Source organism: Ruminococcus sp. AF17-22AC (assembly GCF_003460065.1).
Taxonomy (GTDB): domain Bacteria; phylum Bacillota; class Clostridia; order Lachnospirales; family Lachnospiraceae; genus Blautia_A.
In genome coordinates, this window is record NZ_QRXT01000010.1 from 1 (window position 1) to 21,575 (window position 21,575).

General features: G+C 42.7%; 25 protein-coding genes, 2 pseudogenes and 1 riboswitch. Of the genes and pseudogenes, 8 read left to right on the forward strand and 19 right to left on the reverse strand.

What is annotated here, in order from left to right; genetic code table 11:
- From DWW86_RS12920 to DWW86_RS12955, 7 genes and pseudogenes are all read right to left on the reverse strand, one after another.
- Positions 1–494, reverse strand: a pseudogene (locus DWW86_RS12920) (PAS domain-containing sensor histidine kinase); the annotation flags it as partial.
- 266 nt (positions 495–760) lie between these two features.
- Positions 761–851: riboswitch (cyclic di-GMP riboswitch) on the reverse strand.
- Positions 852–1,178: 327 nt separating this feature from the next.
- Positions 1,179–1,892 carry a site-specific integrase gene (locus DWW86_RS12925; protein ID WP_243100321.1) on the reverse strand — a complete coding sequence of 238 codons (714 nt, stop codon included), beginning with the start codon at positions 1,890–1,892 and terminating at the stop codon, positions 1,179–1,181.
- Positions 1,819–2,286 (reverse strand): RNA polymerase sigma factor, encoded by a 468-nt coding sequence (locus tag DWW86_RS12930; protein ID WP_286187726.1) that lies wholly within the window; start codon positions 2,284–2,286, stop codon positions 1,819–1,821. Before DWW86_RS12930 ends, DWW86_RS12925 begins: the two co-directional genes overlap by 74 nt.
- 609 nt (positions 2,287–2,895) lie before the next feature.
- On the reverse strand, positions 2,896–3,231 hold the full coding sequence (locus DWW86_RS12940; RefSeq protein WP_286187727.1) for a hypothetical protein: 336 nt from the start codon (positions 3,229–3,231) through the stop codon (positions 2,896–2,898).
- A complete protein-coding gene (locus DWW86_RS12945; protein ID WP_353652717.1) occupies positions 3,212–3,793 on the reverse strand; it encodes an ABC transporter ATP-binding protein in 582 nt (193 codons plus the stop codon). The genes DWW86_RS12940 and DWW86_RS12945 overlap by 20 nt, the downstream gene beginning before the upstream one ends.
- Before the next feature lie 155 nt (positions 3,794–3,948).
- On the reverse strand, positions 3,949–4,647 hold the full coding sequence (gene vanR / locus DWW86_RS12950) for a VanR-ABDEGLN family response regulator transcription factor (protein WP_005422951.1): 699 nt from the start codon (positions 4,645–4,647) through the stop codon (positions 3,949–3,951).
- Positions 4,640–4,822 carry a helix-turn-helix domain-containing protein gene (locus tag DWW86_RS12955; RefSeq protein ID WP_005422953.1) on the reverse strand — a complete coding sequence of 61 codons (183 nt, stop codon included), beginning with the start codon at positions 4,820–4,822 and terminating at the stop codon, positions 4,640–4,642. Before DWW86_RS12955 ends, vanR begins: the two co-directional genes overlap by 8 nt.
- A gap of 157 nt (positions 4,823–4,979) precedes the next feature.
- Here DWW86_RS12955 and DWW86_RS12960 point away from each other — a divergent pair, with 157 nt between their 5' ends.
- The 5 genes from DWW86_RS12960 to DWW86_RS12980 all read left to right on the forward strand — a co-directional run bounded on the left by DWW86_RS12960 (position 4,980) and on the right by DWW86_RS12980 (position 7,913).
- A complete protein-coding gene (locus DWW86_RS12960) occupies positions 4,980–5,342 on the forward strand; it encodes a helix-turn-helix domain-containing protein (protein ID WP_455493793.1) in 363 nt (120 codons plus the stop codon).
- 244 nt (positions 5,343–5,586) lie between these two features.
- Positions 5,587–5,916, forward strand: coding sequence for a plasmid mobilization protein (locus tag DWW86_RS12965; RefSeq protein WP_005422959.1), 330 nt, complete (start codon positions 5,587–5,589; stop codon positions 5,914–5,916).
- Entirely contained in the window at positions 5,877–7,217 is a 1,341-nt protein-coding gene (locus DWW86_RS12970; protein WP_117688306.1) for a relaxase/mobilization nuclease domain-containing protein, read from the forward strand. Before DWW86_RS12965 ends, DWW86_RS12970 begins: the two co-directional genes overlap by 40 nt.
- Before the next feature lie 92 nt (positions 7,218–7,309).
- The gene (locus DWW86_RS12975; RefSeq protein WP_117688307.1) at positions 7,310–7,540 is read left to right on the forward strand and encodes a helix-turn-helix domain-containing protein; all 231 of its coding nucleotides are present in this window, start codon (positions 7,310–7,312) and stop codon (positions 7,538–7,540) included.
- A gap of 4 nt (positions 7,541–7,544) precedes the next feature.
- Entirely contained in the window at positions 7,545–7,913 is a 369-nt protein-coding gene (locus tag DWW86_RS12980; protein WP_005928622.1) for a DUF6050 family protein, read from the forward strand.
- Between the two features lie 176 nt (positions 7,914–8,089).
- On the opposite strand, the gene DWW86_RS12985 is transcribed toward DWW86_RS12980, so the two are convergent.
- The 6 genes and pseudogenes from DWW86_RS12985 to DWW86_RS13010 form a co-directional block, all read right to left on the reverse strand.
- Positions 8,090–8,401, reverse strand: a complete 312-nt coding sequence (locus tag DWW86_RS12985; RefSeq protein ID WP_502696644.1) for a cysteine-rich VLP protein — start codon at positions 8,399–8,401, stop codon at positions 8,090–8,092.
- 50 nt (positions 8,402–8,451) lie between these two features.
- Positions 8,452–8,658, reverse strand: coding sequence for a transposon-transfer assisting family protein (locus DWW86_RS12990; RefSeq protein WP_178105368.1), 207 nt, complete (start codon positions 8,656–8,658; stop codon positions 8,452–8,454).
- 2 nt (positions 8,659–8,660) lie between these two features.
- Positions 8,661–8,849, reverse strand: a complete 189-nt coding sequence (locus DWW86_RS12995; RefSeq protein WP_502696645.1) for a hypothetical protein — start codon at positions 8,847–8,849, stop codon at positions 8,661–8,663.
- A gap of 22 nt (positions 8,850–8,871) precedes the next feature.
- Positions 8,872–10,500 (reverse strand): annotated as a pseudogene (locus tag DWW86_RS13000) (SrtB-anchored collagen-binding adhesin); the annotation flags it as partial.
- A gap of 243 nt (positions 10,501–10,743) precedes the next feature.
- A complete protein-coding gene (gene rlmD / locus DWW86_RS13005; RefSeq protein ID WP_117943601.1) occupies positions 10,744–12,057 on the reverse strand; it encodes a 23S rRNA (uracil(1939)-C(5))-methyltransferase RlmD in 1,314 nt (437 codons plus the stop codon).
- Positions 12,058–12,975: a radical SAM protein gene (locus DWW86_RS13010; protein WP_117943603.1), complete on the reverse strand. Its 918-nt coding sequence runs from the start codon at positions 12,973–12,975 to the stop codon at positions 12,058–12,060. It abuts the gene before it with no gap.
- A 242-nt stretch (positions 12,976–13,217) separates the two neighbouring features.
- On the opposite strand from DWW86_RS13010, the gene ilvB reads away from it, so the two are divergent.
- Positions 13,218–14,936: a biosynthetic-type acetolactate synthase large subunit gene (gene ilvB / locus DWW86_RS13015; RefSeq protein ID WP_117943604.1), complete on the forward strand. Its 1,719-nt coding sequence runs from the start codon at positions 13,218–13,220 to the stop codon at positions 14,934–14,936.
- A gap of 24 nt (positions 14,937–14,960) precedes the next feature.
- The gene (ilvN, locus tag DWW86_RS13020; RefSeq protein ID WP_502696646.1) at positions 14,961–15,458 is read left to right on the forward strand and encodes an acetolactate synthase small subunit; all 498 of its coding nucleotides are present in this window, start codon (positions 14,961–14,963) and stop codon (positions 15,456–15,458) included.
- A gap of 21 nt (positions 15,459–15,479) precedes the next feature.
- On the opposite strand, the gene DWW86_RS13025 is transcribed toward ilvN, so the two are convergent.
- On the reverse strand, positions 15,480–16,469 hold the full coding sequence (locus DWW86_RS13025) for a RelA/SpoT-related domain-containing protein (RefSeq protein WP_117943609.1): 990 nt from the start codon (positions 16,467–16,469) through the stop codon (positions 15,480–15,482).
- Positions 16,470–16,625: 156 nt separating this feature from the next.
- On the opposite strand from DWW86_RS13025, the gene DWW86_RS13030 reads away from it, so the two are divergent.
- Complete coding sequence (locus DWW86_RS13030) at positions 16,626–17,297, forward strand: restriction endonuclease (protein ID WP_117943611.1); 672 nt, start codon at positions 16,626–16,628, stop codon at positions 17,295–17,297.
- On the opposite strand, the gene DWW86_RS13035 is transcribed toward DWW86_RS13030, so the two are convergent.
- The 5 genes from DWW86_RS13035 to DWW86_RS13055 all read right to left on the reverse strand — a co-directional run bounded on the left by DWW86_RS13035 (position 17,291) and on the right by DWW86_RS13055 (position 21,461).
- Entirely contained in the window at positions 17,291–18,364 is a 1,074-nt protein-coding gene (locus DWW86_RS13035) for an NAD(P)H-dependent flavin oxidoreductase (protein ID WP_072521404.1), read from the reverse strand. The two genes, DWW86_RS13030 and DWW86_RS13035, sit on opposite strands and share 7 nt — an antisense overlap.
- Before the next feature lie 153 nt (positions 18,365–18,517).
- A complete protein-coding gene (locus DWW86_RS13040; protein WP_117943613.1) occupies positions 18,518–19,882 on the reverse strand; it encodes an MATE family efflux transporter in 1,365 nt (454 codons plus the stop codon).
- A 9-nt stretch (positions 19,883–19,891) separates the two neighbouring features.
- Complete coding sequence (locus DWW86_RS13045) at positions 19,892–20,419, reverse strand: GGDEF domain-containing protein (RefSeq protein WP_286187728.1); 528 nt, start codon at positions 20,417–20,419, stop codon at positions 19,892–19,894.
- Between the two features lie 98 nt (positions 20,420–20,517).
- Positions 20,518–20,880, reverse strand: a complete 363-nt coding sequence (locus DWW86_RS13050) for an RNA methyltransferase (RefSeq protein ID WP_117943615.1) — start codon at positions 20,878–20,880, stop codon at positions 20,518–20,520.
- Complete coding sequence (locus DWW86_RS13055) at positions 20,877–21,461, reverse strand: NUDIX hydrolase (RefSeq protein WP_117943617.1); 585 nt, start codon at positions 21,459–21,461, stop codon at positions 20,877–20,879. The genes DWW86_RS13050 and DWW86_RS13055 overlap by 4 nt, the downstream gene beginning before the upstream one ends.
- Positions 21,462–21,575 lie beyond the last annotated feature (114 nt).

The following is a 21,575-nucleotide window of genomic DNA, read 5'->3' on the forward strand; positions in this document are numbered from 1 at the left end:
TCACGCAGAAAGATCATGGCATATTCTGAATCCTCTATTTCGCCACGTATGACCACATTACGGACCCATCGTTCTTCTCCATTCAGAGTAATTCTGCACTCCAAAGATAATTCGGTTTCAAGACCTTTCAGTTTTTCCGCAACATAATCACGATCATAAAAAGTGGATACTGCCTTCTTATCTGTCTCGACAACATAGGAATCCACAAAATGCCGGATCAGTTCATCCCATGTATGACTCTGTTCAAAGACTGTCATCAAGGACGGCTCAACCTTAAAGGTATCAAAAGTGTTCTCTTCCAGATTCACATAATACTCGCACAAATCCGTTTTTGTAAAAGCCCGGTGGAAAGCAGCACATTTTTGTGCCTGCATGATTTCTTTTTTCTCCGCATCAATGTTAATAAAAATCCCGGCAATCCTGCTGGCAGAACCATCCAGCCGGCGTATCACTTCTGCCGATGCCCGAAACCACTGGTACTGATGATCTTTCATTCTCATACGATACTATATTTTGTCTTCATAATTTCCCATTTTATAAAAATCCTCTTTCTGTCTTATGCCTGCTTTATCCTGCTTCTATCTTTATACAGAGAACCTGTCCCTGCCGGTTTTCGTACTCATTTTGGCATATAAAAAGGACACCTGCCAAAATATGCCAGTGTCCCTACTATATTTCTTCAAAATCACACATCTATATAGTATAAAAGTTATCGAAATCTCTTCCGTTTTCACATTTTTTCCATATATGATATGGAAACAGTGGCAACCGGCTGACCTGGTCAAACTTTCTGACTTTAGCCCCTTCTGGCTTTGCGTCCCTGCCTTTCAGCAGGTTTGCCTTTAAAATAATTTCCATTTTTTCAAAAATAAAATAGCATGTAGTTTTCTGCATGTCAATAATGTTCTTGAAAAAATCCACATATATTTTACTTCTGATTTTGAATATCTCTCTATAAAAAATAGTAGAATTTTTCTCTCTCGCACAAGATGAATAGAAGCCCGTTAAGGGATAGGAAAACGCCGAAAACCCGCATGAACACTACGTTTTTGTGAGTTGTCGGCGTTTCTTTTACCCTCTGTTTTCATGGTGCTTTTTCCGTAAATGGTGCCCAAATGGTGCCCAAATTCCACGCGGGCATATAAAAGGTTGTAAAGAGCAGTAAAGAGATACAGCGGTTAAAGGTCTATTTCGCTGTGTTTTTTCTTTGCTGCCCGTTTTCCTTTTTTCGGCTCGGCTTCCTTTGGTTTCTCCGGGGCTGCTTTTTCCACCGCGCTATGGTAAGCGTCCAAAACTTCTTTTTTTCGTTCAAGCCGCACGTCCACATAACGGGCGGTAACAGCTTCAAAGTTCATGGAAAGCCCAAGCGACGCGCCGATACCCGCAAGCGTATGCCCCAAGACTTCGCCAACCGTATAGAAGTCGCCTGTCAGTTGGTGCATATTGGTCGCTGCCGTATGTCGTAAATCGTGAAAACGAATGTGCGGCATATCCAAATCTTCAAGCAGCTTTCCAAATTGAGAGGACACCCACGACGCGGCGATAGGTGCGCCGTCCGGCTTTGCTACAACAAGGTCATTGTCATAGTAAGGCTTTCCGTCTTTTGCTGCCTGTTCTTTCTGTACTTCCTGCATGGCAAGCTGTTTGAGGAAGAACGGGCGGGCAAGCTCCGTAATGGGTAGCTTTCTGCCGTTGGATTTCGGCGGTGCCATTTCTTCAATGACTTTTGTTTTTGGCGGTACCTTGAAAGGTAGCTGCTCGGTAACATCAAAGGTGTTGTTCTCCAAATCCACATTGCGCCAACGCAAGCCTAAGATTTCAGAACGGCGCATACCGTAAAGCCCGCCCAAGATAACAGGCATTTCCCAAACAGTACCCTCGACGCGCTGCATTAAGGCTTTCACCTGTTGTCCGTCTGTACTGTATCGTGCTGCGCGACGTATTGAACATCTTTCCGATTTCCACGTCGGTCATGCCCTCGAAATAGTACAGCAGGATAGCAGTCCTTTTTTCCTCCGGCAAAGTGCGGATTGCTTCAAGCAGCAGTTTCGGGGTTATCTCTTTTCCTGCCATTTGATAACGCGGTTCAGCTTCTTCGTCTTGAAAATACTTGTCAACGGTGTAAAGCTGCCGTTCCTCATGCAAGGCAAGGTCGCAAAACGATACTTCCCGTTTCCTGCGTCGCCGGATTTCGTCGTGGGCGTTGCACGCTTCGTTGTGCAGCACCCGTTTACAGAAACTTTGAAAGGCACATTGCTTTTGAAATTCTCTGCGATTAGGTTCCATGTTCTCACCTCCTTTCTGTCGAAAGGTGGTAGTACCTCCCCTTTTCGCGTGATAATACAGACGACTTTTTCAAACGCCGGACGAAAGCAAAAATTTCTTTGAAAAAAGTTCTGTAAAATGCAAAATGCGCCCATCTGCAAGGCGCAGACAGACGCAAAGGAAACATAAAAAGTATTTAGATGATGTGATTGTTCATCTTTATGCCCGAAATACCCCGTTGCAGGGGATAGACTTTTTTTGATAATTGGGGGAATGTCGATTTGTGTCGATAAGTTGATAAGTGCATGGCGGCTACCTCCTAAAGCCGCCATGCCTTTACATGGTAGAGGGTCGTCGTTGGAATTTAGATGGATAAAAAGAAACGGCGGCTCTGATAATCAAAGCCGCCGAAATAGAGTAGGCGCGTGAAAATGTGTCTGCTCTGCGACGGCTTTTTTTCTTTTGCCGTCGTCCGGCAGATGAAATCATTTAGTTAAATAGTCAGATTCATCTATTGTTTTAAGAATATAATTCACATCATCATATCTTGAAGAATCCGATTGAGAGCCTAAACTACATATTAAAAATTCCTTTCCATGTTGTTGATAAAGAACAACTAAATTATAGTCATTAGATGTCTTGTAGAGAAGAGACAGACGCTACTGGAGCAACTGTTATCTCTTCCAGCATGGAAAAGGTAACAGCCACAAAATGATCAGTATTGTAAATTTCTCGAAAAAAATTCTCCATTTTAATGGTATCTTGAAAATCTGATCCTGTAATTGAAAAAGAATATGTAGGACTCCATCCATACATCTGTGCATTGACAGAAATCAAATATTCTTTACCAAGCGTTCCCACCAAGACAGAACTAATCATTGCAATAATTCCTACAAACATCGATATACCTGTTAAGATATTTCTTAGAGGAGAAATACGAAGGTCTTTAAGAATCATATTTAACACATTGAAGCCTCCCTCCGTCCATTTCAAAAATTGTATTACAAGTCTTTGCAATATCGAGGTCATGAGTTACTATTAAAAGCATAATGCCATTTTTAAGCACAACTTGATGTAAAAGGTCCATAATTTGTTTTCCGGTTTTTTTATCTAAAGCACCAGTAGGTTCATCACATAAAATGGCTTCCGGCGATACTGCAAGTGCGCGGGCAATCGCCACTCTTTGTTGTTCGCCTCCTGATAAATTAGATGGATAATCATTTTCTTTTCCTTCTAATCCAACACTTTGCAAAAGATTTCGTATTGCTTCTTTCCGCTGTCTTGTATTCATTTTCTTTTTGGAATAAAGTAAAGGAAGCTCAATATTTTCCCAAACTCTTAAATGTTTAATTAAAGAATAGTTTTGAAAAACAAAACCGATATTACTTGCTCGAAGCATAGATAGCTGGCTATCTGTTAAAGTGGAAACAGACATACCATTATAAAGAAATTCGCCTTGATATGAGTGGTTGAGTAAACCTATAATTGATATAAGGCTTGTTTTTCCTGAACCCGATTTGCCTACAATAGCATATCAGGTAGTAATGTTCCACATATCTATCCAGTACCCAAGTAAGTCCCATATCTAACGAAACCGTACACACTAAGATAATTCCCGAACAAATTACACTCTGTAAGATATAACTTTTAAACAGGATTGTAAGCAGATAATTTTGTTCATTTTTATTCAATTTCATAACCTACCCCCCAAACTGTTTTGATAAATTTTGGATTTTTGGCGGGTTCATTTAATTTTTCTCTAAGCCGCCCTATATGTGCCATTACGGTGTTGTTATTATCTAAATATTTTTCTTTCCAGATATTTTCAAATAGTTCCTCAGTTGAAACAACTTTGCCTTGATGTTCACATAAATACCAAAGGATTGAAAACTCGATAGGAGTTAAAGATATTTCTTTTCCGAACAAAAAGCATTTATGCGTGTCCTTATTGATAATCAATCCTCTAATGTCATATTCACTTTTTGGAAAAAACTGCTTTTTTGTTGGATTGTTGTACTTCTGATAGCGTCTTAACTGTGTTTTCACTCTTGCAATGACTTCAAGGGGATTAAAAGGTTTTGTTATATAATCATCGGCACCTATTGTTAGCCCCATTATTTTATCGCCATCATCAATTTTAGCTGTAAGCATAATAACAGGGAAATAATAATTTTCTCTAATTTTTTGGCAAATACGGAATCCGTCTATATCAGGAAGCATAACGTCCAATATCGCCAAATCAATTTCCGTTTTCTGAATACATTCCAATGCTTCAATTCCATTGTAATATTTGTGTACTATATAATTATCGTTTTTAAGATAAACTTCAAGTAAATCTGCTATCTCTTTTTCATCATCTACAACTAAAATTTTTTCATTCATTGTCTACACTCCTTTTTATCCTTTTATCAAATGGTTTTACTGCGCTCTTGGGTATCAACCACATATAACCGATTTTTGAAACACCAGGTATTCGATTTTCTTTACAAAGTATCTGCACACGCCGTTCAGAAATACCCCATTTTTCCGCTGCTTCGGGACAAGACATATATTCCATATCGTAACCGTCCTTTCTTCAAACATTATCAATATAATTATACTCGGATAACCGAATAATAGCAAGTACATGATATGCTCTATTTCTATCCATACTATGATGTGTGTAATCATATCTTGAAAGAGAGATGAAATATACAATGTAGTTGGGTGAAATGATTATGAAGCAGAGCAAAGAAAAGTTTGATTTTAAGGCTTTCGGACAGGCTATCAAAGCGGCAAGAAAAGCAAAGGGAATTTCCCGCAACCAGTTAGCGGATAAGCTGAACATTGCGCCGCGATATATCGCGTCCATTGAAAACAGCGGGCAGCACCCAAGTTTGCAGATTTTGTATGAGCTTGTAACCCTGCTTGACGTATCGGTAGACCAGTTCTTTTTCCCGGAACGGGAACAGGAAAAGTCCACACGCCGCCGTCAGCTTGATACCATGCTCAACGGCATGAGCGAAAAGGATTTGAAAATCCTGTCAGCTACCGCAAAAGGGATTGAGGAAGCCAACAACGAAATAACGGGGGAATAAAGTTCCCTCGTTTCTTCATAGAAAAAGCAGTTTGAAACGTCGCAGTTTGCGGCGTTTTTCTTTTGTCCTGCTTTGGCAAAATCAGATTTTCCATGTAGTAGGGATAAAGGGAGAAAGTTTCTTAGCAAGCATAGGAAAGGGGTACCCTTTCCGTATTTTCGCCCTCCTGCGCTGCGGCGCGTCGGTTGAAAATTGCTTGTTGGGAAGTGTCCCAAACCCTCGGAATGGAAAGGAGTGTGAGCCGATGAACGGCAGGAAACGGACAGTACAAATTAAATTCAGAGTAACAGAGGAAGAACGGGCGTTCATTGAACAGAAAATGCAGCTCGTCCCTACCCGGAACATGGAAGCCTACTTGCGGAAAATGGCAATCGACGGGTATATCATTCAGATAGACCATGCCGACATAAAAGCTATGACAGCGGAGATACAGAAAATCGGGGTCAATGTCAATCAGATTGCAAAGCGCGTCAATGCGACGGGCAGCGTCTACCAAGAGGATATAGAAGAAATCAAGGAGGTGCTTGCGGAGATATGGCGGTTACAAAGATTAAGCCTATTAAAAGCACGTTAAAAAAAGCCCTTGACTATATCCAAAACCCGGACAAGACGGACGGGAAAATGCTGGTGTCCTCGTTCGGGTGCAGCTATGAAACGGCAGATATTGAGTTCGGATTTACATTGTCGCAAGCTCTTGACAGAGGAAACAACCTCGCACACCATTTGATACAATCTTTTGAGCCGGGGGAAGTCGATTATGAGAAAGCCCATGAAATCGGAAAACAGCTTGCCGACGCGGTAACAAAGGGGCAATATGAATACGTCCTTACCACTCACATAGATAAAGGGCATATCCATAACCACATCATTTTTTGTGCGGTAAACTTTGTAGACTACCACAAGTATGTTTCCAACAAGCGCACCTATTACGGAATACGCAACATCAGCGACAGGCTGTGCCGGGAAAACGGCTTGTCCGTCCTTGTGCCGGAGAAAGGCGGCAAGGGAAAGAATTATGCGGTGTATAAGAAAGAGAAAACCGCCAAAGCAAAATTGAAACTTGCCGTCGATACCCTTATCCCCCAAGTGTCCGACTTTGAAGAATTGCTCGCGCGGTTACAGGCAGAAGGCTTCACAATCAAACGGGGAAAATATGTGTCCTGTTTGGTTCCGGGACAGGAACGGTTTACCCGTTTGAAAACCCTCGGCGCAGATTATACAGAGGAAGCAATCCGGGAACGGATAGAGGGCAAGCGTACCCGCACCGCCAAAGCTCCCAAGACAGAACGCGGCGTGTCCCTGCTCATTGATATTGAAAACAGTATCAAGGCGGCGCAGAGCCGGGGTTATGAACAATGGGCGAAAATCCACAATCTGAAACAGGCAGCTAAGACCATGAATTTTATTACGGAACACAAGATTGAACAATACACCGACTTGACCGCAAAAATCGCAGAGATACAGACAGAGAGCGAACAGGCGGCAGACGCATTAAAGAGCGCGGAAAAACGGCTTGCAGATATGGCGGTGCTTATCAAGAATGTTTCCACGTTCCAAAAGACAAAACCCGCCTATGACGCATACCGCAAAGCAAGAAATAAGGACAGTTACCGGGCAGCCCATGAGCGCGAAATCATCTTGCATGAAGCAGCGGCAAAGGCATTAAAGGCGGCGGGCGTTTCCAAGCTCCCGAACCTCACCGCGCTGCAATCGGAATATGAAAAGCTCCAGGAACAGAAAGAAGCCCTTTACGCCGACTATGGCAGACTGAAAAAACAGGTCAAAGAGTACGACGTTATCAAACAGAACATAGACAGCATTTTACGGCAGCCAAGAGAACCGGAACGGGAAAAAGGAAAAGAACGTGGGGAGTAGCTTTGTTCATACTTGTATGATATAATAGTTCCTATCAAAAACAGTAGTTACATACCAAAGTGATACATTTTCAGCAAAGGAAGTGTCAGAGAATGGAACAGGAAATGCCGGACTATGAAACGATACGCGCCGCCGTTGTGAGCGAAAAATGGGCGTTGGAAAAAGTGCTTGCTTGTTACGGTGACGAAATCAACCGCCTTGCAATGGTAAAAAAGCGTCAGCCGGACGGAAGCGTAAAAGAGGAAATCGACGACGATTTACGGCAAACGCTCATACTGAAACTGTTAGAAGCTATCCCACAATTCCCAATAGAAAAGGAGTGATACCATGACACGCGGGGAAATTTGGAAAGACTTTTTTAAGAGAACCGTTTTGCCCGCCGTTATCGCATTGTTTTTATTCTTCATGTTTAAGAACGTCTTTACAGAGGACGGGCAGACCAATTACTTTTATGTGTGGCTGTGCTGCGGTATTCCCTTTGGTATTCGCCGTATGTTCGTATGGCTTGTACCGCATGGGTATGACATAGCCGGAACGGTGGGTATCATTGCCCTCAACTTCATTTTGGGCGGCATTATCGGTGGGGTCATTTTGATATGGCGGCTCGTCGTGGCTGCATGGTATATCCCCCTTACGATATACCGTTTACTTACCACAGATAAGGGCGCAACCCCTCAAATCAACATGGAAAAATAGCAAAGGAAAAACCGGGACGCAGACAGTCAGTAAAGACTATCCGCGCCCCGGTTTTCTTATGGGTGCAGTTCTGAAATGTTACGCAGTAGAACGCCGTTTTTAAGGGAAAAGGTATAAAGCCCTTGCCCTATGAGGAAACGGTTGTCAGAAGCCTGTAAAACAAGGCTTTTTCGCCCTTACCGCGTAACAAGAGCGCGCCGTTTTCTCATGCGCTCGGCTGCCTGTCTGCGGGTAATCCGCTTCCGACAGTCCGGGCAGTATTTGACGCTGTTAGAGGTGGACGCAAAGAACGCGCCGCACACGGTACATTTCTTTCTGTCCTCGGTCTGATAGAGTTCCGCATAGAGCAGCTTATCAAGAGGAAGTACGGCAATCCGAAACCACTTACAGAGCAGGGAATAGGAAATGAGCTGCGGGCATACGCAAGTGTCCCCGTCGTCCAGTAAAATACAGTTGCCATTCTCGCAGTTGCAGCACTCCTTTTTCACAAGGGTGTTTACCTTGCGGCTTTGTCGCGGCGACAGCCGCTTAATCCCGGTCATACTTCATCAGCAGGATAAACGGAAAGTTCTTTGTACTCGGCGTCGGTCAGCGCGTTCACTTTGGAAAGGGTGCGCTTTGCAAGCTCCCGTAATCCCGCGTCCATGTAAGGCAGCGCAGCGGTCATGTTCTCTATAAGCTGCGCCTTGCTTCCCTCATGGTAAATGCTCAAAAGGTTTGTTTCCTCAACAGTAAATCTATTCATGCTCATACCTCCAAATCGTGATTTTTTCTTTTTGCCGCTGCCTTTTTCGGGGCGGTTGTTTTCTTGTCTGCGGTAAGCTGCGCCCGGACAGAGGGGCGCGCTTTTCGGATATTCCGGCTTCTGTCCTCGCTTTTGTCTAAAAATGCAAAAGTGCCATGCCTGCCCTCAATCTTACTCTGTGTGGTTCTCATAGCCTCTGACTCCGTTCAGCATTGCACCGTCTGTCAAATATCCGTTTGGAGCTTCACTCTCAACGATACGGAATTTTCCATAAGGTAAAAGGTCAGCGGAAGTAGAAGCGACACCCTCAATATCCGTATGGATTGTTTTTACCACTTCATTTTTCTTGTATAGCTTGCCCTCAACCAATACCTCATTATCATTTAAGGAAATGATGTCAAAGGCAGTATCTTTCAAGGTGGCACTTCCTTGTGGTTTGGTATCGCCCGTTTCTAAATCTCGTTTCTGGATTTTCACACCGCCACGAATGACTTTATCTGATACAGAAAATTGGTTACTTCCAGATAGTACGGCAAGGTCGCCGTCCTCTCTAATCTGTGTTACATATAAGCCCTTAATCTGTTCAGATTTATCGCCAGCCTGCATATATGCACCATCCAGCAAGTAGCCGTTTGGAGCTTTTGTTTCTTCAACAGTGAGTGTCCCAAGTGGAAGAACCGCCTTACCGTCCTGCATATAGAAGCTGTCGCCAGATACCTTGTATGCGTCCGCTAATTTTGTGATATAGTGGGTTGTCCCGTCGCTGTCAGTTTCAGCGATTGTCTTTGTAACCCATGTACGAGTAGCTTCGGCAGGAAGATTTTCTTTATTATAGAAGCCAGCATAATACTTCCATGTAAATTCCGCACCTGCTAAAGAAGCGTTCCCCTGCGGATTGTCTTTCTGTATTTCCATATCAATCTTGAATAGCTCAATCAAAGTGTCTGTTACCTTTGGTGTATCTGATACTTTCAAGGTTGCTGTTTCGCCAGCTTTGATTGTCAATGGATAGACTGTTTTATCCACTTTATATCCTGCTGGTGCAGATAATTCCTTGATATAAACTGTGCCAGCCGTTACCTCTGCAACATCTGTATTTCCGTTTTCATCAGTCTTAAGGGTGGCAAGCTGTTTTGTGCAGTCCTTATCAGCAAAGACACCGTATGTTGCACCAGCGATAGAGTAATTCCCGTTACCGTCTGTAATACTGGCACTACTGGAAGTCTTTTGCAGTTTCGCATTTCCGACATTTAATTTCGCCCAGAATTGCCCTAATTCCTGCCCCTCGCCAGAGTAGATATAACCGCCACATTCATAGCGTCCTTTATTTTCTTTGACAAAGACTTTTGCACCAGAGAAAACTTCGTCCTGCGTCGCCTTTGGTATTTCATCATAAGAAGCTCGCACGTTATCACATTGCCAGCCAAGATGTACGCTCAATCTCTGCCAGACAACGCATTGTTCCAACAGATAAACTTGTTTGTAGTTCAGTCCCTTGTGAGTTTCTCTATACTGTTTGACATACTCTAAGGATAACGCCACATCTGAAATCTGGTCGGCACTCATGCGTGAGCTTGCGTCAGCTCTGGTCTTGTAGCCATTCTTAAAATCTGTATTGATGTCAATACAATAGGCAGTTTCGCCCTCAACTTTCATCATGCCCTCATTGAATGTAGAACTGATAGAACCGTCATTCATCACTTTTTCAATGATACCGACACGCTCTGCACTTTCCGTCCAGTATTGTTTACTTTCTGCCTGGACGGGTGTAGTCGGTAAAACAGTAACGACAGTCGCAAGAGCTAAGAAGCCCATACACAATCGTTTTAACATCTTTTTCATAAATCTAATGCTCCTTTCATTTTGGGTATAAAAATAGACGCTCATTTCTGAACGCCTTACATTGAAAAGGGATACTTTTTTAACAAGTACCCCTAAAGTTTAGTATTTAATTGTTTGTGTTCCCACACTCTATATCAACTACTACCGAAACATTGATATAGTTTTTTATCTCTTTATTTCTGATTTTATCGCCCTCGCTCGTAAAGACGATATGCTTGAAAAAGTGCCTAAAATTAAGGATTTCTACATAGTTCGTCTTTGTAGCAACACACAAGTCTCGACATGTTCTGTCGCCGGGAACATATCAAATGGTACAGCGGTTCTTACACGATAGCCATACCTGGTAAGATATTTGAGATCTCGTGCAAGTGTAGTTGGTTCGCAGGAAACGTACACGATCCGTTTCGGACGTAACGTCACTACAGAGGACAAAAACTTCTCGTCACTTCCGCTGCGTGGCGGATCCATGAATACAACATCCACACTTTCGCCTTCATTTGCCATCTGGCGCATAAACACACTTGCATCATTACGGTAGAATCGCACATTTTTGATTCCGTTTTGTTTTGCATTGACAATTGCGTCTTTGACTGCATCCGGATTCAGTTCCACACTGACGACCTCTTTTGCCTTGTCGCTGGCAATCAGACCGATCGTACCGATTCCACAGTATGCATCGATCACCCGTTCTTTTCCTGTCAGTCCGGCAAGCTCGATTGCTTTTGCATAAAGCTTCTCTGTCTGAACCGGATTGACCTGATAAAAAGATTTTGAAGAAATGCGAAAGGTATGTCCACAAAGCTCATCTTCAATGTACCCTTTACCGTACAGTACAGTTTCTTTTTCGCCAAGAACCATACTTGTCTTCTGATCATTGACATTCAAAATAATCGTCGTAATCTCCGGATGAAGTTTACGAAGTGCTTTTACAAAATTGTTTTTGGATGGCAGAATCGGGGAGCCAAGTACAAGAACCACCATCACCTGTCCACTGTGATAACCAGTGCGTACCAGTACATGGCGAAACAATCCGTATCCGGTGTCCTCATTATAGGTCTTTATCTTAAATGATTTCAGAAGTCCGCGAATATCGCAGATGATCGCATCTGCTCTCTTATCTTCAATCAGACATTCATCAACGGGTACGATAAAATGCGTTCCCTGCTGGTATGTTCCTGAAATCACGGTACCGTCCTTTCGATGACCGAATACAGCATGTACTTTGTTTCTGTAATGGAATGGGTTCTCCATTCCGACAATCTTCTCTGTCTTACAGTATGGCTGAAGAAGCTTGCTCACATGATTCTGTTTCTTTTTCAGTTGTTTCTCATAAGGCATGTCCAGGAGCTGACATCCACCGCATTTTCCATGTACCGGACAGAGTGATTTTTCTGTTTTCTTTGATGTCACTTTTTTCTGCTCAGATTTTTCATCTGTTATCTGCTGTTGCTTTTTCACTGGTTCTTTATAAGTTTTCTTTTTCGTATATGTATTGTCTTTTGTCTTCTTTTTTTCTCTATTAAACTCTCGTTTCTGTCCAAATTTCTTCTCAGCCATTTATACTCCCTCTCCGTCAAATTCCGGTATAAAACTGTCTTTTGCAGTTTCGCCTTCCTGAATAAATCCATTATTCAGCCCCAGCGAAATCGCATAATCAATTAGTCTCTCATATTCTCTGTCTGTTACTTTTCGCGATAACTGCGGATCATCTTTCATCGCCGGCATCGGTGTGTACTGACTCATCATGCTTATATAGATTTTATCTCCGTAAGTTTCATACAGATACTTTAATACATTTTTTGAATTTTTTACATGTCCCGGCAATAACAGATGTCGAACGATCACACCGCGCTTCATCATCCCACGGCTGTCAAATTCCGGCATTCCCACCTGTCGAACCATCTCCTCCAGTGCCAGCTTCGCCACCTGCGGATAATCTTTCGCATGAGAATACTTCCCTGCAAGTTCTGGATCCATATACTTAAAATCCGGCAGATAAATATCCACCAGGCCATCGAGCATGTTAAGCATCTCTGTTTTCTCATAGCCACTGCTGTTATATACGACCGGGATATGCAGTCCCCGTGCCTTTGCTCTTTTCAGCGCTTCCGCCACCTGTGGCAGAAACTGTCCTGCCGTCACCAGATTAATATTATTTGCCTTCTGTTCCTGCAGATTCAAAAAAATATCCACAAGGTGTTCGATCGTAATCTGCTTCCCGCTCTGTCCTCTTGATATGCGTCTGTTCTGGCAAAATCCACATCCCAGCGAACAGCCTGAAAAAAACACAGCCCCCGATCCTTCTCTTCCGGAAATGCAGGGTTCCTCCCACATATGGAGAGCAGCCCTTGCAACCATCACTTTTGCATCTACGCCACAGAATCCCTTCTTTCCTTCCAACCGATTCACGCCACACTCTCTCGGGCAGAGGCAGCATGCTTCCATCAAGTGCCGGATCCTATCAGTTTCGTTCATTTGATTTTTATCTCCAAATATTACTTTATATGTATTCCGTTACTGCTTATTCCATCCACAGTAATCTACGTTCTTTCTATTTTATCAGAAATTGTGAACATTGACAAATATAGTCTCTTATTTTATAATTATCTCCATAGTTGTACCGTGGATTTTTGCTCCTGAGTGTTTTATATGCTTAGGATTTTTTATAGACTTTAAAGCGAATTTGTCCGCTTTATGTCACAGAAGGAGGTAGTCTATTGAGACAGATTTCAGGAAATAAATTACTGGTAAAAGCCTTAAAAGAAGAAGGCGTAACCACCTTATTCGGTTACCCGGGCGCATGCACCATCGATATCAGTGATGAATTATATCGTCAGAGCGGCATTGACATCATTCTGCCGCGTCATGAACAGGCACTTGTCCATGAAGCAGATGCTTACGCAAGAACTACAGGAAAGGTCGGTGTCTGTCTGGTAACCAGCGGTCCGGGCGCAACCAACCTTGTCACCGGACTTGCTACTGCCAATTACGACAGTGTACCGCTTGTCTGTTTTACCGGACAGGTTGCACGTCATCTGATCGGAAATGATGCTTTTCAGGAAGTCGACATTGTCGGCATTACACGTAGCATTACAAAATACGGAGTCACTGTCCGCAACCGTGAAGATCTCGGCCGCATCATTAAAGAAGCTTTTTATATCGCAAGAACCGGCCGCCCCGGCCCTGTCCTGATCGACCTTCCAAAAGATGTCATGGCAGAACTCGGCAGTGCAGAATATCCAAAGAACGTCAATATCCGTGGTTATAAACCAAATACCAGCGTACATATGGGACAGCTAAAGAAAGCTCTGAAGATGCTTCAAAAAGCAAAAAAGCCTCTGTTCCTCGCCGGCGGCGGTGTTAACATTGCCAATGCAAATGATATTTTTACCTCCGTTGTAGAAAAAACTCAGATTCCGGTTGTTACAACCGTTATGGGCCGCGGTGCTATCTCCACGAAACATCCTCTCTTTATCGGAAATCTCGGCATGCATGGTGCTTATGCTGCAAATATGGCTGTTACCAACTGTGATCTTCTTTTTTCCATCGGTACACGTTTTAACGATCGTATCACCGGTAAACTCCACGAGTTTGCCCCGAATGCCCAGATCGTTCATATCGATATCGACACAGCATCTATTTCCAGAAATATCCATGTAGATGTCCCGATCGTTGCCGATGCTAAAGAAGCCATCACAAAAATGGCTGAATATGTTACTGAATGTAATACGAAAAAATGGCGTGCGGAAATTGATGCATGGAAAAACGAACATCCGCTTACTATGAAGAACCGTCCGCTGATGGGACCTCTGGATATTTTCACTGAGATCAATAAACAGTTTGACAAAGCGATCATCGTAACCGATGTCGGACAGCATCAGATGTTGACCTCCCAGTTCGTAGATATCACTGAGAACCGTAAGCTTGTCATGTCCGGCGGACTCGGAACCATGGGATACGGACTTCCGGGAGCAATCGGTGCACAGATTGGTAATCCGGGTACTCCTGTCATCTCCATTTCCGGTGATGGCGGTATGCAGATGAACATTCAGGAACTGGCAACTGCTGTTCTTGAAGAATTGCCGATCATCAACTGCATCTTCAATAATACTTACCTTGGTATGGTACGTCAGTGGCAGAAACTTTTCTACGGAAAACGTTACTCCATGACTAATTTAAGATCCGGTGCACTTTCCCGCAGAACAGACGGACAGGAATATCCCAAATATACTCCGGATTTTATCAAGCTTGCCGAAAGTTATGGTGCAAAGGGAATCCGCGTAACTTCACGTGAAGAAATTACAGCTGCATTTGAAGAAGCGCGTAAGAGCACAAAGGTACCTACCGTGATCGAATTTATCATTGATCCGGAAGAAATGGTTTATCCGATGGTCAAACCAGGCGGAACACTGGCTGATCTGATTATGGATTGTTAGGAGGAATCAAGAATGGATAAAGGAATGAAAACTAGATGGATCTCTCTATACGTTGAAAATCAGGTCGGTGTACTTTCCAAAATCTCCGGACTTTTTTCCGGGAAGTCCTATAACCTGGACAGTCTTACTGTAGGTACTACAGAAGATCCGACCGTCTCCAGAATGACAATTGCGACAGTCAGTGACGATGAAACATTTGAGCAGATCAAAAAGCAGCTCAACCGCATGGTAGAAGTCATTAAAGTCATCGACTTCACCGATGTGTTTGTCCGCATGAAAGAAATTTTATATATAAAAGTACGGAAATGTTCTCCTGCTGATAAAGTAGAACTGTTTCAGATTGCAGAAACCTTCAAAGCCAGAGTCATCGACTATGGCAAAGACAGCCTGCTTCTCGAATTTGTACAGACAGCAACCAAAAATGACGCGGTTGTCAAACTGATCAAAGAAGAATTCAAAAATATAGAAGTGGTACGCGGAGGCAGTGTGGGTATCGAATCCATCAGTATGATGGAACGCTGATACCCCACCGGTCCGCTTTTATCAGTCGATCAGATCGTTCTGAAATCTCGAAAGATGTTCATATGGAAGGATCAGGCGGCCGCGGTACAATCCACAGCCGTCATTGATCAGACTGTTATTTACTGCCGAAAACATATTCACATCCAATTCGGACAGCTCCAGTCCGAGAAGCTTCATCCCCCGCTCATAAGCTTCATCAAAATAAATGCACTCCCCTTTCGGAATGGCATCTCTTCTGACTCTTTCACTCTCCTGCTTTTTCTCATATCCGAGATGATTGGCAGGTCCGATTTCCGCTATGTCATCCATTGTCTTTGTACGAAGCTGCACCTCCATATAAGACCTTGAACTGTTATCATAAAATGTAATATGTAAAGACTGATATTCATCCGGCTCTGTCCCGCAGATATAATCCCTGTAGTATGGTCGTACATCTTCATTTAAAAGTGAAGATGTACTTTCTTTTACACCATTTGCCGGTTCCGCCGTAAATCCTCTTTCCTCAAGAAATCCCGGCAGTACATTGGCAATTTCATATAAATATTTTAATTCTTCCGACTCGCGGTCTTCCTCACATTTCAGATGACACCTCGGCATAGCGATCACAATTCGATAGGCAATAAAATCCCGGAAACAGCTGAGTCTGTTCTTCAGCTCCGTAAGCGACGGATATTCCCCGTGTTCTGTATAATAATTATAAATATACTCTACAACATAACCATTAAACTTTTCTTCCGCACGTATCAGCGATTTAATCCGCCCCCGAAATGTAAACGCAAGAAACGGATATTCTTTTGCCATATATTTATAAAATTCTCTGATCTGCTGAGACTGCGCAGTAAGGAAATCATTATGTTCCAGAAGTTCTCTGATCAGGATCAGAAAATTACAGTGGATCATATCGATTTCATTATGTGTTTTCTTTGCATCTTTTCTGAGATCATGAATATAATTATGCAAAATACGAAGGATCGTATCTCCTGAATAAAGGTAATCATTTAGCGTAATCATGACTGTCGCCTCCTTTCTCCTCATTTTACCAGAAACTGTCACTTTATCAAGCTTTATGTTTCATTTCCCCTTCCTGATTCTATTATTGACATTTTCCTTCCCTAAAAGCTAAAATAGGCAATAACAGACAGGACTGACAGAAAGGAGTTTTGAGACATGGATGGTTTCCAGTTTGAACATCGCTGCGCAGAATTATTACGTTACCGTGGATTTCACAAAGTTACCGTAACCAAGGGAAGCGGTGACCAGGGCGTTGACATTCTTGCGCAGAAAAACGGATTGAAGTATGGAATCCAGTGCAAATATTACTCTCATCCCGTTGGCAACAAAGCCATTCAGGAAGCCTATGCCGGTGCAGATTTCTATGACTGTGATGCCGCCATGGTCATGACAAACAATACCTTTACCAGAGCAGCAAGAGAACTCGCAGAAAAGCTCGAAGTCGAACTCTGGGAATACTGCTCGCCAAATGGCAGTTCACCTTTTGTAACACGCCTGATGCGCATTTTTAATGTTTTTTTTCTGCTGACCGGTGTTGCCATGAGTATTTCCGCAGGTCTGCTTGATTTTCCGCAAAATACTCTTACAAATTATATGGCATTTCTCATGCTGATTCTTGCCGCATTGTCCGGCCTGATCGGCTGGAATCATTTCCTGCCATGTATACTGTCCGGAATGTTGTACTTTTGTTTTTTTCTGGCCTTTGTGCTTCCACTGATACTTCTGTCCGATTCCAACTGGTACGGAATCCTGATGTTGCTTCCGTCTCTGATCACCGTCGTTCACGCAATGTACGCAAGATTTCGGAACCGCGAACCGGTTCAGTAACAAAGTTCCTGCATCAGATCATGCACGGTTGTCATCTCATGAATACGGTCCACATTTTCTCCGCAGAAAATGAGACCGTTCTTTATGTCTCCTCTGACTGCATCGATCAGTGCTTTCGTGATACAATACGGCACTGACCGCGGATCACATTTCTCGAGACAATTATAACATTTTGTGATCGGTTTTCTGGCATTTTCCAGACCTTTGATAAATTCATTTCGAAGAGCTCTTCCTGGCATTCCGACCGGACTCTGAATAATCTGGATATCTTCTTTCTTTGCATTTATATAAGCCTGTTTATATTCTTCAGCAGCGTCACATTCCGCTGTTGTCACAAACCGGCTGGCAATCTGCACCCCATCAGCCCCTAATTCCAGTGCATGATCAATGTCACTTCTGTCAAAAATCCCCCCTGCCACAATCACCGGAATCTTTGTATGAAATTTTTCTTCATATACTTTTTTACATTCAATAATTTCTTTAATCTCCTGATCATAATCAAGTGCTTCCACATCCTTTAACTGCTCTCGTGAAAACCCCAGATGACCTCCGGCCTTCGGTCCTTCAATCACAAGAAAATCGGCTGTACGCTCATAACGGTGCGCCCACATTTTCAAAATCAGCTGCGCAGCTCTTTTGGAAGAAACGATTGGTGCAATTTTTGTTACACTGTCTCCGACCAGTTTGGGCAAATCCATTGGAAGTCCGGCTCCGCTGATGATTACGTCTGCACCAGCCTTCACCGCTTCCTGCACATGCTCTTTGTAATGTTTCAGTGCCACCATGATATTGACACCAACCAGCCCTCTGCCGCCGGCGATCTCTTTTGCCCGACGGATGTGTTTACTTATGGCAAGGCGGTTACATCCTGCCTGATCCCGTTCAAACCCTTCCTCGTCATATCCAATCTGTGCCGTCGAAATAATTCCGATGCCTCCCTCTGCCGCCACTGCGCCTGCAAGAGAGCTCCGGCTGACACCAACTCCCATACCGCCCTGAATGATTGGTTTCTCTGCTGTCAGTTCTCCTATCTGAAGTGGCTTTAATGATGTATTGTCTGTATGCATAGTATCTCCTTTTTCTTTCTGATATTTATTTTGATTATCAAACTATTTGTTAGTATAAATCTTTTCACTATGTATGTCAACGTTTTATTGTTTTATTTTCTTTGTGATATAGTTTTTATTACTACGTTTATGTGTAAAAAAGGAAAGACCTCATCAGTCTTTCCCGTTCGTCCCAAATACTTTTTTCAAATGTACATTCATAATGAAGAAATACATTACGATCAACAGCGCCGCCGCCAGCGACCATGCGGCCGGTCCTGCCAGACAGACTCCTGTATAACTGCGCATTTCTCCGGCGATCACTGCCACAACTCCACGTCCGATCAGCTCTGCCACACCGGCCATCATCGGCAGAAGTCCATAACCAAGTCCCTGAATTCCGTTTCGATAAATGTTTACGATTGCCAGCGGAATGAAGAAAATTCCGATACATTTCAGATAAACATCAACAGAACTCATGATCACATTTACATCTTCTGATACAAACAGATAGGTCATAAATTTTCCCACCGTCATAATGAACGCTGCGGCTGCAACAGAATACACGGCACCGATGATCGTGCATGCTCGGAATCCTTCACGGATACGCTTTACAGAACCGGCGCCCATATTCTGCGCACCATAAGTCGCCATAGTTGTTCCCATAGCTACATATGCCTGTGTAACAACCTGTTCGATTTTTCCTGCTGCAGTATATGCCGCAACCAGTGTAGATCCCAGAATGTTCAATGAGGACTGTACCATCATCGTTCCGATAGCTGTGATCGAATACTGCAGTGCCATCGGAATTCCTATACGGAGCTGATTTTTGTAAATACCACTTTCTACATAGAAATCTTCCCTTTTCAGATGAAGCACCGGTACCTTCGCAATAATATAAAACAGACAAAGCACCCCGGATGTTCCCTGTGCAATCACGGTCGCTACTGCCGCTCCTTTTGCGCCCATGTGGAATCCTACGATAAACACCAGATCCAGCACAATATTCAAAAGTGCACTGATAATCAGAAAATACAGTGGAAGTTTACTGTTTCCCAGTGCACGCAGAATACTGGACAATAAATTATACAGCATCTGAGCAAGGATTCCGCCGCTGACGATCATGATATATGCATACGCATCCGCAAAAATATCAGACGGTGTATTCATCAAAGTCAGAAGAGGTTTCATAAATACCATAAACAATACTGTAAGCAGAGCACCCACAATAAAGGATAACACCCCTGCTCCTACTACTGTCTTGCGCATACTTTTCATATCTCCGGCTCCGAATTTCTGTGCCGTAAGTACGGTAAATCCCGCAGTCATGCCGACAACAAACCCATAGATCAGAAACATGATCGTCCCCGTACTTCCGACTGCCGCCAGTGCTTTATTGCCGACAAATTTACCTACGATTACGGCATCGGCCATATTGTAAAACTGCTGAAATACATTTCCAATAAAAATCGGAAGCGTAAAGCTTAAAATGATCTTCATTGGATTTCCAACAGTCATGTCATTTTGCATTGATTTCATCTTTAATTATTACCTTCCATTTATCTTTTTGTCTGCATACAATCCGTAAATCATAGCACTACAACCTTGTTTTTCTTTGCTATGATACATTACACTGTCAGCATTTTTGTACAGCTGATCAAAAGAAACTTCCTCCGTTCCCTCATAAAAACATGTTCCCATACTTATTTCTATACTTTTTCCCTGCATTTCCTCAATATCGATCCGTCTGATATTCTCAAAAAGTATTTCGAAAAGTTTCTCCGCTGCCTTTTGCTCCACAATGCCCGGCATAAATATTGCAAACTCATCGCCTCCAAGGCGAAAAGCCACATTCTTATCATGGCATAATTTCTGTAAAGTTTCTGCAATGGCTATGATAACCTTGTCCCCTACAGCGTGACCATATGTATCATTTATGGATTTAAATTTATCACAGTCGATCAGGCAGAGCAATCCTGCTTTTCTTTCAATGTTAATTATCCTCTGATGAATATAGCTATAATCATTCAGTTTTTCCGTATTAAATGACCTGTACCTGAATAACGTTCTTCTCATACGTATCCTCTCCCTTTACTCTCGAACAAGCTTTATTATATTACACTAATTATAATAAAGCAGCCGCTTACCCATTCAATAAGCAAGCGGCTTTGTCATTAAATCATCTCAAAATGTTTCAAGGCATCCTTTATTGCTTCCACTTTCTCGGCTGTCGGATATTTTCTAGGATGTTTCAATTCTTCTACTGCATTAGGAGCGTCATACATTGGCAAGCCCAAACTTCTCTTCACCTCTGCTATATACGCAGTATGTACTTTGAAGCCATATTTAGCTTCTATATATTCCTTTATCATCTTGTATATAACTCGCTCTTTCGGCTTGTATGCCTCAACTCTTTTAGCGACATTATCCAACGGTACTTTTCCCTCACCCTCGCCAAACTCAACTTTTACGTTGATATGTCCGTCTGGCTTTTTGTGGGAAAGCAGTACTATAGTCTCCACATGCGTTGCTTTCATCTTACATTCCTTCCTGTCTCGTCCATCTTATCCAACAGTTTTTTATAAATATGTGCTACAAACCAAGGTTCCGAAGATTTTTTTAATGCTTCTTCCGGAGCGAACCAAGCTACTCCACTGTTCTCATCTTCTTTTATTGAAACAGCTTCTTCAGAATCCGCTTCAAGAAGATAGGTTATATTAAGATGCAAATGACTGGAAATATAGCTGCCATTTTTAATATGACCATCTACTGTAAGTGATTCTAGAGAAAAAATATCCTCTGTTACAGGACAGACTTTTTTAATTCCTGTCTCTTCTTTGACTTCGCGCATGGCAACTGCCAGAAGATCTGTTTCTCCATCTGCATGTCCGCCAACCCATGACCATGAATCATAAATATTATGATATACCATAAGGACTTTGCTTCTGTCTTTGTTTACCACCCAACCAGTTGCTGTAATATGAGCAATTTTATTTTCTCTTGAAAATGCATCCTCATTGTCTATGATCCACTCTAAAAGAAGATATTTATCTTTTTCTTCCTGTTCATTAAAAGCTTTATACTTTTTTATCTGACTTATCAATTCGAATCTGTTCATTCTGTCATCTCCCTATGTAGTCTATATTGCTATTTCTCCGGCCATACAAAATGCACATTTCCAGCCTCAAGTCCATCAATCAAGATGTTCTGTCCTGTACAAAAAAGGTTTGTT

Bases quoted from the DNA above. Each gene is read 5' to 3' on its own strand.
- DWW86_RS13010 (WP_117943603.1), bottom strand. From the start codon at position 12,975: ATGAACGAAACTGATAGGATCCGGCACTTGATGGAAGCATGCTGCCTC.
- rlmD (WP_117943601.1), bottom strand. From the start codon at position 12,057: ATGGCTGAGAAGAAATTTGGACAGAAACGAGAGTTTAATAGAGAAAAA.
- DWW86_RS13045 (WP_286187728.1), bottom strand. From the start codon at position 20,419: ATGAGAAGAACGTTATTCAGGTACAGGTCATTTAATACGGAAAAACTG.
- vanR (WP_005422951.1), bottom strand. From the start codon at position 4,647: ATGAATGAAAAAATTTTAGTTGTAGATGATGAAAAAGAGATAGCAGAT.
- DWW86_RS13040 (WP_117943613.1), bottom strand. From the start codon at position 19,882: ATGAAATCAATGCAAAATGACATGACTGTTGGAAATCCAATGAAGATC.
- DWW86_RS12970 (WP_117688306.1), top strand. From the start codon at position 5,877: ATGGCGGTTACAAAGATTAAGCCTATTAAAAGCACGTTAAAAAAAGCC.
- DWW86_RS12980 (WP_005928622.1), top strand. From the start codon at position 7,545: ATGACACGCGGGGAAATTTGGAAAGACTTTTTTAAGAGAACCGTTTTG.
- DWW86_RS12975 (WP_117688307.1), top strand. From the start codon at position 7,310: ATGGAACAGGAAATGCCGGACTATGAAACGATACGCGCCGCCGTTGTG.
- DWW86_RS13025 (WP_117943609.1), bottom strand. From the start codon at position 16,469: ATGATTACGCTAAATGATTACCTTTATTCAGGAGATACGATCCTTCGT.
- DWW86_RS12955 (WP_005422953.1), bottom strand. From the start codon at position 4,822: ATGGAATATATGTCTTGTCCCGAAGCAGCGGAAAAATGGGGTATTTCT.
- DWW86_RS13035 (WP_072521404.1), bottom strand. From the start codon at position 18,364: ATGCATACAGACAATACATCATTAAAGCCACTTCAGATAGGAGAACTG.
- DWW86_RS12995 (WP_502696645.1), bottom strand. From the start codon at position 8,849: ATGAGAACCACACAGAGTAAGATTGAGGGCAGGCATGGCACTTTTGCA.
- DWW86_RS12930 (WP_286187726.1), bottom strand. From the start codon at position 2,286: ATGGAACCTAATCGCAGAGAATTTCAAAAGCAATGTGCCTTTCAAAGT.
- DWW86_RS12925 (WP_243100321.1), bottom strand. From the start codon at position 1,892: ATGCAGCGCGTCGAGGGTACTGTTTGGGAAATGCCTGTTATCTTGGGC.
- DWW86_RS13030 (WP_117943611.1), top strand. From the start codon at position 16,626: ATGGATGGTTTCCAGTTTGAACATCGCTGCGCAGAATTATTACGTTAC.
- DWW86_RS12990 (WP_178105368.1), bottom strand. From the start codon at position 8,658: ATGAATAGATTTACTGTTGAGGAAACAAACCTTTTGAGCATTTACCAT.
- DWW86_RS12965 (WP_005422959.1), top strand. From the start codon at position 5,587: ATGAACGGCAGGAAACGGACAGTACAAATTAAATTCAGAGTAACAGAG.
- DWW86_RS13055 (WP_117943617.1), bottom strand. From the start codon at position 21,461: ATGAACAGATTCGAATTGATAAGTCAGATAAAAAAGTATAAAGCTTTT.
- ilvN (WP_502696646.1), top strand. From the start codon at position 14,961: ATGAAAACTAGATGGATCTCTCTATACGTTGAAAATCAGGTCGGTGTA.
- DWW86_RS13050 (WP_117943615.1), bottom strand. From the start codon at position 20,880: ATGAAAGCAACGCATGTGGAGACTATAGTACTGCTTTCCCACAAAAAG.